Below are 12,545 nucleotides of genomic sequence, written 5' to 3'. Positions count from 1 at the left end.
GAAAAAAGTCTACTTTTTTTTATAAAAGCCTTTACAAAAAAAATTAAAGTGGTATAATTGAATTATAGAAAGTGCAAACGTTTTCGTAAAACGTTTGCCTAAATAAAAATAAAGGAGATTTGAATGATGAAAGATACATTCAAAAATGTCTTGTCTTTCGAGTTTTGGCAAAAATTCGGTAAGGCTTTGATGGTGGTTATCGCGGTTATGCCGGCTGCTGGTTTGATGATTTCAATCGGTAAGTCTATCGTAATGATTAACCCAACTTTTGCACCACTTGTAGTTACAGGTGGAATTCTTGAGCAAATTGGTTGGGGGGTTATCGGTAACCTTCACATTTTGTTTGCCCTAGCAATTGGAGGAAGCTGGGCTAAAGAACGTGCTGGTGGTGCTTTCGCCGCTGGTCTTGCCTTCATCTTGATTAACCGTATCACTGGTACAATCTTTGGTGTATCAGGAGATATGTTGAAAAATCCAGATGCTATGGTCACAACTCTCTTTGGTGGTTCAATCAAAGTTGCTGATTACTTCATTAGTGTTCTTGAAGCTCCAGCATTGAACATGGGTGTGTTTGTAGGGATTATCTCAGGTTTTGTAGGGGCAACTGCTTACAATAAATACTACAACTTCCGTAAACTTCCTGATGCACTTTCATTCTTCAACGGGAAACGTTTCGTACCATTTGTAGTTATTCTTCGTTCAGCAATCGCTGCAATTCTACTTGCTGCCTTCTGGCCAGTAGTTCAAACAGGTATCAATAGCTTTGGTATCTGGATTGCCAACTCACAAGAAACTGCTCCAATCCTTGCACCATTCTTGTATGGTACTTTGGAACGTTTGCTCTTGCCATTTGGTCTTCACCATATGTTGACTATCCCAATGAACTACACAGCTCTTGGTGGTACTTATGACATTTTAACTGGTGCAGCTAAAGGTACTCAAGTATTTGGTCAAGACCCACTATGGCTTGCATGGGTAACAGACCTTGTTAACCTTAAAGGTACAGATGCAAGTCACTACCAACAATTGTTAGATACTGTTCACCCAGCTCGTTTCAAAGTTGGACAAATGATCGGTTCATTCGGTATCTTGATGGGTATGATCGTTGCTATCTACCGTAATGTCGATGCTGATAAGAAACATCAATATAAAGGTATGATGATTGCGACAGCTCTTGCAACATTCTTGACAGGGGTTACTGAACCAATCGAATACATGTTCATGTTTGTAGCAACACCTATGTATCTTGTTTACTCACTTGTTCAAGGTGCTGCCTTCGCTATGGCTGACGTAGTAAACCTACGTGTCCACTCATTCGGTTCAATTGAATTCTTGACTCGTACACCACTAGCAATTAATGCTGGTATTGGTATGGATATCGTTAACTTTATCTGGGTAACTGTTCTCTTTGCCGTAATCATGTACTTTATCGCAAACTTCATGATTCAAAAATTCAACTACGCAACTCCAGGACGTAACGGAAATTACGAAACTGCTGAAGGTTCAGAAGAAGCTAGTAGCGAAGTGAAAGTTGCAGCAGGCTCTCAAGCTGTAAACATTATTAACCTTCTTGGTGGACGTGCAAACATCGTTGATGTTGATGCATGTATGACTCGTCTTCGTGTAACTGTAAAAGATGCTGACAAAGTCGGTGATGCAGAACAATGGAAAGCAGAAGGAGCTATGGGTCTTGTCATGAAAGGACAAGGAGTTCAAGCTATCTACGGTCCAAAAGCAGACGTATTGAAATCTGATATCCAAGATATCCTTGATTCAGGTGAAATCATTCCTGAAACTCTTCCAAGCCAAATGACTGAAGCACAACAAAACACTGTTCACTTCAAAGGTCTTACTGAGGAAGTTTACTCAGTAGCAGACGGTCAAGTTGTTGCTTTGGAACAAGTAAAAGATCCAGTATTTGCTCAAAAAATGATGGGTGATGGATTTGCAGTAGAACCTGCAAATGGAAACATTGTATCTCCAGTTTCAGGTACTGTATCAAGCATCTTCCCAACAAAACATGCTCTTGGTATTGTGACTGAACCAGGTCTTGAAGTATTGGTTCACATTGGTTTGGACACAGTAAGTCTTGAAGGTAAACCATTTACAGTTCATGTTGCTGAAGGACAAAAAGTTGCAGCAGGAGATCTTCTTGTCACAGCTGACTTGGATGCTATCCGTGCAGCAGGACGTGAAACTTCAACAGTAGTTGTCTTCACAAATGGTGATGCAATTAAATCAGTTAAATTAGAAAAAACAGGTTCTCTTGCAGCTAAAACAGCAGTTGCTAAAGTAGAATTGTAATATACTTGAGGTTGGAAGCTGTATTCCAACCTCTTATTTTGGGAGAAAAGAATGAAATTTTTAACACTCAATACTCACAGTTGGATGGAGAAAGAAGCAGAGGAAAAATTCCAGATTTTGCTTGAGGATATTCTTGAAAAAGACTATGATTTGATTTGTTTCCAAGAAATCAATCAGGAGATCACTTCGCCAGTGGTGGAGGTTAATGACCTTTATCAAGCTTTGCCAGCAGCTGAGCCTATTCACCAAGACCATTATGTTAGACTTTTGGTTGAAAAGTTGTCAGAGCAAGGGAAAGATTACTACTGGACTTGGGCCTATAACCATATTGGTTATGACCGCTACCATGAAGGTGTGGCTATCTTGTCTAAAACACCTATTGAAGCAAGAGAAATTTTGGTTTCAGATGTGGATGATCCAACAGACTATCATACTCGCCGTGTCGCCCTGGCTGAAACTGTAGTTGATGGCAAGGACCTTGCAGTTGCCAGTGTCCACCTTTCTTGGTGGGATAAAGGTTTCCAAGAAGAATGGGCGCGATTTGAGGCTGTCTTGAAAGAATTGAACAAGCCACTTTTGCTGGCTGGAGATTTCAACAATCCAGCAGGTCAGGAAGGTTACCAAGCTATTTTAGCTAGTCCATTAGGCTTACAAGACGCTTTTGAAGTTGCTCAAGAGAAAAGCGGTAGCTATACCGTTCCACCAGAAATTGATGGCTGGAAGGGGAATACAGAACCCCTTCGAATCGACTATGTTTTTACTACCAAAGAGTTAGAGGTGGAAAATTTACATGTCGTATTTGATGGTAACAAGGGTCCGCAAGTTAGTGATCACTATGGCTTGAATGCTATTTTAAACTGGAAATAAGGACTGAAAAGAGGTTGGGATTCACAAATTCCAGCCTTTTTCTGACTAGAAAAGGTGCTGGAAATAGCCTAAATAAGTGAGACTACTGAAATGGAATAAAATGTGGTATAATTGATAGGATAGATAGAATCGAGGATATTATGTCATTTACGAAATTTCAATTTAAAAACTATATTAGAGAAGCCTTGGAGGAGTTGAAATTTATAACTCCAACAGAGGTACAAGATAAGTTGATTCCCATTGTCTTGGCAGGCCGAGATTTGGTTGGAGAATCAAAAACAGGTTCGGGTAAGACTCACACTTTCCTATTGCCGATTTTCCAGCAATTAGATGAAACCAGCGATAGTGTTCAAGCAGTCATTACTGCACCGAGCCGTGAATTAGCTACTCAAATTTACCAAGCAGCCCGTCAGATTGCAGCCCACTCAGAGGTAGAAATTCGTGTGGTTAATTATGTGGGTGGTACAGATAAGGCTCGCCAGATTGACAAATTGGCAAGTAACCAGCCTCATATTGTTATCGGAACGCCTGGCCGTATTTATGACTTAGTTAAGTCTGGTGACCTAGCTATTCACAAGGCTAAGACCTTTGTGGTCGATGAGGCAGATATGACCTTGGATATGGGATTCTTGGAAACTGTTGATAAGATTGCTGGAAGCCTTCCAAAAGACTTGCAATTCATGGTCTTCTCAGCGACTATCCCACAAAAACTGCAACCATTCTTGAAAAAATACTTGTCAAATCCTGTTATGGAGAAAATCAAGACCAAAACGGTCATTTCTGATACCATTGATAATTGGTTGATTTCGACCAAGGGTCGTGACAAGAATGCTCAAATTTACCAATTGACCCAGTTGATGCAACCGTATTTGGCAATGATTTTTGTTAACACTAAAACGCGTGCTGATGAATTGTATTCATATCTGACTGCTCAAGGCTTGAAGGTGGCAAAAATCCATGGGGGTATTGCCCCTCGTGAGCGCAAACGTATCATGAACCAGGTGAAAAATCTGGATTTTGAGTATATTGTCGCAACAGATTTGGCAGCGCGTGGAATTGACATTGAAGGTGTCAGCCATGTCATCAATGATGCTATTCCGCAAGATTTGTCCTTCTTTGTTCACCGTGTTGGTCGTACTGGACGAAATGGCCTACCAGGTACAGCTATTACCCTTTATCAGCCAAGCGATGACTCGGATATCCGTGAGTTGGAGAAATTGGGAATCAAGTTTACTCCGAAGATGGTAAAAGATGGAGAATTCCAAGATACCTATGACCGTGATCGTCGTGCCAACCGTGAGAAAAAACAAGATAAACTTGATATCGAAATGATTGGTTTGGTTAAAAAGAAAAAGAAAAAAGTCAAACCGGGTTATAAGAAGAAAATTAAATGGGCGGTTGATGAAAAACGCCGCAAAACCAAACGCGCTGAAAATCGTGCTCGTGGCCGTGCAGAGCGTAAAGCAAAACGTCAAACATTTTAATAGTAATTGTTGGAGTACTGACCTCCAACTTTTTTTATTTATGAGAACGAACTATCTATACAGAAACACTACATTAAAGACTGCAAATTGCGTTTAAAAATGGTATAATGATAAAGTTATATAGTCCCGATAAGATGGTAGGTATTCAGCACTAAGAAATTTCCTATCAGTACTTTGTAACTCTATAACACTATTTTTAAGGGGGGACATTTTTATGTCAGAACGTAAATTATTCACGTCTGAATCTGTATCTGAGGGGCATCCAGATAAGATTGCAGACCAAATTTCAGATGCGATTTTGGATGCTATCTTAGCCAAGGATCCAGAGGCGCACGTTGCTGCAGAGACAGCTGTATATACTGGTTCCGTCCACGTTTTTGGTGAAATTTCTACAAATGCCTATGTGGATATTAACCGTGTGGTTCGTGATACCATTGCAGAGATTGGCTATACCAATACAGAATATGGATTTTCTGCTGAGACTGTAGGAGTACATCCATCTTTGGTAGAACAATCTCCTGACATTGCCCAAGGTGTTAACGAAGCCTTGGAGGTTCGTGGAAATGCAGACCAAGATCCATTGGACTTAATTGGAGCTGGTGACCAAGGTCTCATGTTTGGCTTTGCAGTGGATGAAACAGAAGAGCTCATGCCCTTGCCAATTTCACTCAGCCATAAATTGGTTCGTCGTCTGGCAGATCTTCGTAAGTCTGGGGAAATTAGCTATCTTCGCCCAGATGCTAAATCACAAGTTACAGTTGAGTATGATGAAAATGATCGTCCAGTACGTGTGGACACAGTTGTTATTTCAACTCAGCATGATCCAGAAGTCAGCAACGAACAAATCCATCAAGACGTGATTAACAAGGTTATCAAAGAAGTAATTCCAGCATCTTATTTGGATGAGCAAACAAAATTCTTTATCAATCCAACTGGTCGATTTGTAATCGGTGGACCTCAAGGGGACTCAGGTTTGACAGGTCGTAAGATTATCGTGGATACCTATGGTGGCTATTCTCGTCATGGTGGCGGTGCCTTCTCTGGTAAGGATGCGACTAAGGTAGACCGTTCAGCCTCTTATGCGGCTCGTTACATTGCCAAAAATATCGTTGCAGCTGGTTTGGCTAAGAAGGCAGAAGTGCAATTAGCCTACGCTATTGGTGTTGCCCAACCTGTTTCTGTTCGTATCGATACTTTTGGTACGGGAACAGTAGCTGAAAGCAAGCTTGAAAAAGCAGCTCGTCAAACCTTTGATCTTCGCCCTGCAGGGATAATCCAAATGCTGGACCTCAAGCGTCCAATTTACCGTCAAACAGCGGCTTATGGACACATGGGACGTACGGATATTGATCTTCCATGGGAACGTTTGGATAAGGTAGATGCTTTGAAAGAAGCAGTAAAATAAGATTTTAAGAGGGAGTTCCCCTCTTTTTAATATACTATTTCCTCTAAAATAATTGAAATTATAGCCTGAATTTGATATGATATCTCTATGGATAAAAGTAGAGCAAAACGTGTTGAGCACGATAAAAAGAGAATCGGTTTAATAGCCATGGTAGCTATCTTTTCAGTAAGTATTTGCGTCCTTGGTTCAATGATTGGATACAAAGTATATACAAAGCAAAGTTTTGAACAAAGGATTGAATCTCTCAAGAAAGAGAAAGATGATCAATTAAGTGAGGGAAATCAGAAAGATCATTTTCGTAAGGGACAAGCAGAAGTAATTGCCTATTATCCTCTCCAAGGGGAGCAAGTGATTTCATCTGTAAAAGAAATCATGATACAGGATATTAAGGAAAATCTGGAAGACAAGGAAAATCTGGTTTTTTATTATACGGAGAAACAGGATTCGACTTTAAAAGGGATTGTCAACCGAAGTGTGATGAAACAAGTCTATGATTTAACTTCGTCAAAAGTTGAAGAGACTGAAAAAACTAGTCTAGCGAAAGTGCATTTGACAGAAAATGGTAAACCTTTTACCCTTGATCAACTATTTTCAGATGCTAGTAAGGCTAAAGAGCAACTGATAAAAGAACTGACTTCTTTCTTACAGGACAAGAAATTGGAGCAAGAAAAGATTGATCAAGTTGTTAAAGGTTTCTCTGACCAAGACTTGTCTGCATGGAATTTTGATTACAAGGATAGTCAGATTATCCTTTATCCAAGTCAGTCAGTTGAAAATCTAGACGAGATTGCCTTGCCAGTATCTAGTTTCTTTGAAGTTATTCAGTCCTCTTATTTATTAGATAAGGATGCAGAGCTATATAAGGCTTATTATGAAAAGAAAAATCGTAAAGTAGTGGCCCTGACTTTTGATGATGGACCAAATCCTGCAACGACAAATCAAGCATTAGATACTCTTTCTAAGTATGGTATCAAGGCAACTTTCTTTGTTCTAGGTAAGAATGTTTCTGGAAATGAAGAGATTTTGAAACGCATGAAATCGGATGGACATGTCATTGGAAACCATAGTTGGAGTCATCCAGTGCTTTCAAAACTTTCCCTTGATGAAGCTAAAAAACAAATTACTGATACTGAGGATGCGCTAACTAAAGTGTTGGGTTCTAGTTCCAAACTCATGCGTCCGCCTTATGGAGCCATTACAGACGACATTCGCAATAGCCTTGATTTGAGCTTTATTATGTGGGATGTGGATAGTCTGGACTGGAAGAACAAAAATGAAGCAGCGATTTTGACAGAAATTCAACGAGAAGTCAAGAATGGTTCTATTATTCTCATGCATGATATCCATGCTGAAACAGTGAATGCTCTGCCGAAGGTTATTGACTATTTGAAAGGGCAAGGTTATGACTTTGTTACCGTACCAGATTTGTTAGACTCTCGTCTTAAAGCTCATCAGCTCTATTACGACCGCAATCAATAATACACAAAATCTAAAGAGAAAAGTTTTCCTTGAAAATTTGGCTCTTTGGATTTTCTTCTCATAGAAAGGAAAAATAATGAAATCTTATACTTTAAACAATGGTGTTACAATTCCAGTACTGGGATTTGGAACCTGGAAAGCTGAAAATGGAGAGATTGCCTACAAAGCAGTTTTAGAGGCTTTAAAGGTAGGTTATCGCCATATCGATACGGCAGCGATTTATAAAAATGAAGAAAGCGTTGGTCGTGCTATTCAAGATAGTGGCATTCCGAGGGAGGAAATCTTTATAACCAGTAAACTCTGGAATACAAATCACAACTATGAGCAAGCTCGTCAAGCTTTTGAAGAGTCTTTAGGGAAGCTGGGCTTGGATTATTTGGATCTGTATTTGATTCATTGGCCGAACCCAAAACCTTTAAGAGAAAATGAGGCATGGAAAACTCGCAATGCTGAGATTTGGAGAGCGATGGAGGATCTATACCTAGAAGGTAAAATCCGTGCTATCGGAGTTAGTAATTTCCTTCCCCATCATTTTGATGCCTTGCTTGAAACAGCAACTATAGTTCCTGCGGTCAATCAAATTCGTTTGGCACCAGGTGTGTATCAAGGGGAAGTAGTAGATTACTGTCGAGAAAAAGGAATTTTATTGGAAGCTTGGGGGCCTTTTGGTCAGGGAGAACTGTTTGATAGCAAGCAAGTGCAAGAAATTGCGGCAAATCACGGAAAGTCTGTTGCTCAAATAGCCTTGGCCTGGAGCTTGGCAGAAGGATTTTTACCACTCCCAAAATCTGTCACAGCGTCTCGTATTCAGGCTAATCTTGATTGCTTTGGAATTGAACTGAGTCATGAGGAAAGAGAAACCTTAAAAACGATTCCTGTTCAGTCGGGTGCTCCACGAGTTGATGATATGGATTTCTAGAAAATCATAAAAAGAATTGTACATTCTTCTAATTTTTGATATAATAGTCAGCAGGAAAGAAAGTCTTATGGCGTTCTTCAAGCGAGCTTGGGATAGTGGGAGCCAAGTAGGGCAAAATAAGGAACTGGCGCTTTCTGTAGTATTTTTAAAAACAATGAAGTAATAAATTAGGGTGGAACCGCGTTTCTGACGCCCCTAGTCGCAAGGCTTGGGTGTTGAAATTCGGTTCTTTTTGAATTCGTCTAATGCCTAAGTAGAAAGGAGCATAATGCTTAAAGGATCTTGTTTATGTAAAGCAGTGACCTACACTCTAGATGAGGAATTATCGGAATTAGTTTTTTGTCATTGCTCATTTTGTCGGAAAGCAACTGCGTCTGCCTATACAGTTAATGCTAAAGTTAGCAGTGAAAAGCTAGTATTGCATGGAAAAGAAAAGCTTGTTTCCTATAGTTCTTCTCCAGGAAAACAGCGTTATTACTGCCAGAACTGTCATAGTCAAATTTTCACTGTTCAAGAAAATATACCAGAAGTCTGTGTTTTGAAATTAGGTACAATAGATGAATGCGATCAGAATTTACAAACTGTTCCTAAACGTCATATTTTTCAGGACCCAGCCTTTTCTTGGTTGCTTGAAAAATAAATCTAAGAAGATAATATAAATTAAAGGAGTAAACAATGTCTAAAAAATTGACTTTCCACTGCGTCAGTGGCAGAAACCTCCTTATAGTCGGACTGCCCCACGCTCGGCACTAGAGTGCCTGAGCTAGACGCAGTACTAACTCGTCTTGCCTCGTATGATCGACGAGGCAGACTCGTGTCGCAAGTAATTTATATAAAAAGGAGTAAACAATGTCTAAGAAATTAACATTTCAAGAAATTATTTTGACTTTGCAACAATTTTGGAATGACCAAGGTTGTATGCTTATGCAGGCTTATGACAATGAAAAAGGTGCGGGGACAATGAGTCCTTACACTTTCCTTCGTGCTATCGGACCTGAGCCATGGAATGCGGCTTATGTAGAGCCATCACGTCGTCCTGCTGACGGTCGTTACGGAGAAAACCCTAACCGTCTTTACCAACACCACCAATTCCAAGTGGTTATGAAGCCATCTCCATCAAACATCCAAGAACTTTACCTTGAGTCTTTGGAAAAATTGGGAATCAATCCTTTGGAACACGATATTCGTTTCGTTGAGGACAACTGGGAAAACCCATCAACTGGTTCAGCTGGTCTTGGTTGGGAAGTTTGGCTTGACGGTATGGAAATTACTCAGTTCACTTATTTCCAACAAGTCGGTGGATTGGCAACTGGCCCTGTGACGGCGGAAGTTACTTATGGTTTGGAACGTTTGGCTTCTTACATCCAAGAGGTTGACTCTGTTTACGATATTGAGTGGGCTGATGGTGTAAAATACGGAGAAATCTTCATCCAGCCTGAGTACGAGCATTCAAAATATTCATTTGAAATTTCTGATCAAGAAATGTTGCTTGAAAACTTTGATAAGTTTGAAAAAGAAGCTGGTCGTGCCTTGGAAGAAGGATTGGTGCACCCTGCCTATGACTATGTTCTCAAATGTTCACATACCTTTAACCTGCTTGATGCGCGTGGTGCCGTATCCGTAACCGAGCGTGCAGGCTATATCGCTCGTATCCGTAATTTGGCCCGTGTTGTAGCCAAAACCTTTGTCGCAGAACGCAAACGCCTAGGCTACCCACTTTTGGATGAAGCAACACGAGCTAAACTCTTAGCAGAAGACGCAGAATAGTGAGTAATATCGTGCTCTAAAATCGTTAGAGGCAAGTCGAAGACTTGCTAGAGGAATATGCACCGCCGTACTGTTACGTGGGGATTTTTGAAACCTTGGGTTCAAAAATCAGTCAGCTAAATCCACTTTGATGAGACTGTTGGAAATCTTGATCAATTTAGTATTAGATTTCCATACAGACTCACAAAGTTAGTTAGCGACGTCCCCAGTACCTAAGGTGCATATCAAAAAAGATTGAAGAAAATGTAAAGGAAAAAACATGACAAAAAACTTATTAGTAGAACTCGGTCTTGAAGAATTACCAGCCTATGTTGTCACACCAAGTGAAAAACAACTAGGCGAAAAAATGGTAGCCTTCCTCAAGGAAAACCGCCTGTCTTTTGAAGCTATTCAAACCTTCTCAACACCACGTCGTTTGGCTGTTCGTGTAACTGGTCTTGCAGACAAACAGGCTGATTTGACAGAAGATTTTAAGGGGCCAGCAAAGAAAATTGCCTTGGATAGTGATGGAAACTTCACAAAAGCAGCTCAAGGATTTGTCCGTGGAAAAGGCTTGACTGTTGAAGATATTGAATTCCGTGAAATCAAGGGTGAAGAATATGTCTATGTCACTAAGGAAGAAGTTGGTCAAGCAGTTGAAGCCATTGTTCCTGGTGTTGTAGATGTCTTGAAGTCCTTGACTTTCCCTGTCAGCATGCACTGGGCTAACAATACCTTTGAATATATCCGTCCTGTTCACACTTTAACTGTTCTTTTAGACGAAGAAGAGTTTGATTTGGATTTCCTTGATATCAAGGGAGGTCGTGTGAGCCGTGGTCATCGTTTCTTGGGACAAGAAACTAAGATTCAGTCAGCATTGAGCTATGAAGAAGACCTTCGTAAGCAGTTTGTAATCGCGGATCCTCGTGAACGTGAGCAAATGATTGTTGACCAAATCAAAGCAATCGAAACTGAGCATGGTGTACGTATCGAAATTGATGCTGATTTGCTGAATGAAGTCTTGAACTTGGTTGAATACCCAACTGCCTTTATGGGAAGTTTTGATGCCAAATACCTTGAAGTTCCAGAAGAAGTTTTGGTGACTTCAATGAAAGAACACCAACGTTACTTTGTTGTTCGTGATCAAGACGGTAAACTCTTGCCAAACTTCATTTCTGTTCGTAACGGAAACGCAGAGTATTTGGAAAATGTCATTAAAGGAAATGAAAAAGTCTTAGTAGCTCGCTTAGAAGACGGTGAATTCTTCTGGCGTGAAGACCAAAAATTGGTGATTTCAGACCTTGTTGAAAAATTAAACAATGTAACCTTCCATGAGAAAATTGGTTCCCTTCGTGAACACATGATTCGTACTGGTCAGATTGCTATTCTCTTGGCAGAAAAAGCTGGTTTGTCAGCGGATGAAACGATTGACCTAGCCCGTGCAGCAGCCATTTACAAGTTTGACTTGTTGACAGGTATGGTTGGTGAGTTTGACGAACTCCAAGGAATTATGGGTGAAAAATATGCCCTTCTTGCTGGGGAAACTCCAGCGGTAGCAGCTGCTATTCGTGAACACTACATGCCTACATCAGCCGAAGGAGAACTTCCAGAGAGCAAGGTTGGAGCCATTCTAGCCATTGCAGACAAATTGGATACGATTTTGAGTTTCTTCTCAGTAGGCTTGATTCCATCAGGTTCTAATGACCCTTATGCCCTTCGTCGTGCGACGCAAGGTGTGGTTCGTATCTTGGATGCCTTTGGTTGGCACATTGCTATGGACGAGCTGATAGATAGCCTTTATGCATTGAAATTTGACAGCTTGACTTATGAAAATAAGGCAGAGGTTATGGATTTTATCAAGGCTCGTGTTGATAAGATGATGGGTTCTACTCCAAAAGATATCAAGGAAGCCGTTCTTGCAGGATCAAACTTTGTTGTGGCGGATATGTTGGAAGCAGCAAGTGCTCTCGTAGAAGCAAGTAAGGAAGAAGACTTCAAACCTTCTGTTGAATCACTTTCTCGTGCCTTTAACTTGGCTGAGAAGGCAGAAGGAGTAGCTACAGTTGATTCAGCACTCTTTGAAAATGACCAAGAAAAAGCCTTGGCAGAAGCAGTAGAAACACTCGTTTTATCAGGATCTGCCAGTCAACAATTGAAACAACTCTTTGCTCTTAGCCCAGTCATTGATGCATTCTTTGAGAATACCATGGTTATGGCTGAAAATGAAGCAGTCCGTCAAAATCGCTTGGCTATCTTGTCTCATTTAACTCAAAAAGCAGCTAAGCTTGCTCGTTTTAACCAAATTAACACTAAATAAAATTTGATAAACGGACTAAATCTT

At 40.4% G+C, this 12,545-nt stretch carries 9 protein-coding genes; all 9 read left to right on the top strand.

Annotation, left to right across the window (positions count from 1 at the left end; all coding sequences use genetic code 11):
- The first annotated feature begins 123 nt into the window (after nucleotides 1-123).
- Nucleotides 124-2,304 (top strand): PTS transporter subunit IIBC, encoded by a 2,181-nt coding sequence (locus O3599_RS07520; protein WP_020903476.1) that lies wholly within the window; start codon nucleotides 124-126, stop codon nucleotides 2,302-2,304.
- A 51-nt stretch (nucleotides 2,305-2,355) separates the two neighbouring features.
- Nucleotides 2,356-3,171, top strand: a complete 816-nt coding sequence (locus tag O3599_RS07515; protein ID WP_020903475.1) for an endonuclease/exonuclease/phosphatase family protein — start codon at nucleotides 2,356-2,358, stop codon at nucleotides 3,169-3,171.
- A gap of 140 nt (nucleotides 3,172-3,311) precedes the next feature.
- Nucleotides 3,312-4,655 (top strand): DEAD/DEAH box helicase, encoded by a 1,344-nt coding sequence (locus tag O3599_RS07510; protein WP_371512451.1) that lies wholly within the window; start codon nucleotides 3,312-3,314, stop codon nucleotides 4,653-4,655.
- Nucleotides 4,656-4,869: 214 nt separating this feature from the next.
- Nucleotides 4,870-6,060: a methionine adenosyltransferase gene (gene metK, locus O3599_RS07505; protein WP_049501909.1), complete on the top strand. Its 1,191-nt coding sequence runs from the start codon at nucleotides 4,870-4,872 to the stop codon at nucleotides 6,058-6,060.
- A gap of 87 nt (nucleotides 6,061-6,147) precedes the next feature.
- Nucleotides 6,148-7,539, top strand: coding sequence for a peptidoglycan-N-acetylglucosamine deacetylase PgdA (gene pgdA / locus O3599_RS07500; protein WP_371512450.1), 1,392 nt, complete (start codon nucleotides 6,148-6,150; stop codon nucleotides 7,537-7,539).
- Nucleotides 7,540-7,615: 76 nt separating this feature from the next.
- Complete coding sequence (locus O3599_RS07495) at nucleotides 7,616-8,458, top strand: aldo/keto reductase (protein ID WP_024057821.1); 843 nt, start codon at nucleotides 7,616-7,618, stop codon at nucleotides 8,456-8,458.
- Between the two features lie 268 nt (nucleotides 8,459-8,726).
- Nucleotides 8,727-9,098, top strand: a complete 372-nt coding sequence (locus O3599_RS07490; RefSeq protein WP_024057822.1) for a GFA family protein — start codon at nucleotides 8,727-8,729, stop codon at nucleotides 9,096-9,098.
- Nucleotides 9,099-9,307: 209 nt separating this feature from the next.
- Nucleotides 9,308-10,225, top strand: a complete 918-nt coding sequence (glyQ, locus tag O3599_RS07485) for a glycine--tRNA ligase subunit alpha (RefSeq protein ID WP_000038733.1) — start codon at nucleotides 9,308-9,310, stop codon at nucleotides 10,223-10,225.
- Nucleotides 10,226-10,484: 259 nt separating this feature from the next.
- The gene (gene glyS / locus O3599_RS07480) at nucleotides 10,485-12,521 is read left to right on the top strand and encodes a glycine--tRNA ligase subunit beta (protein WP_371512449.1); all 2,037 of its coding nucleotides are present in this window, start codon (nucleotides 10,485-10,487) and stop codon (nucleotides 12,519-12,521) included.
- Nucleotides 12,522-12,545 lie beyond the last annotated feature (24 nt).

Origin of the sequence: Streptococcus sp. 27098_8_103, assembly GCF_041432345.1 — a bacterium.
In the GTDB taxonomy this organism is placed as follows: domain Bacteria; phylum Bacillota; class Bacilli; order Lactobacillales; family Streptococcaceae; genus Streptococcus; species Streptococcus mitis_BV.
Note: the sequence above shows the minus strand (reverse complement) of the source record. Positions and strands in the feature narration are given on the sequence as shown.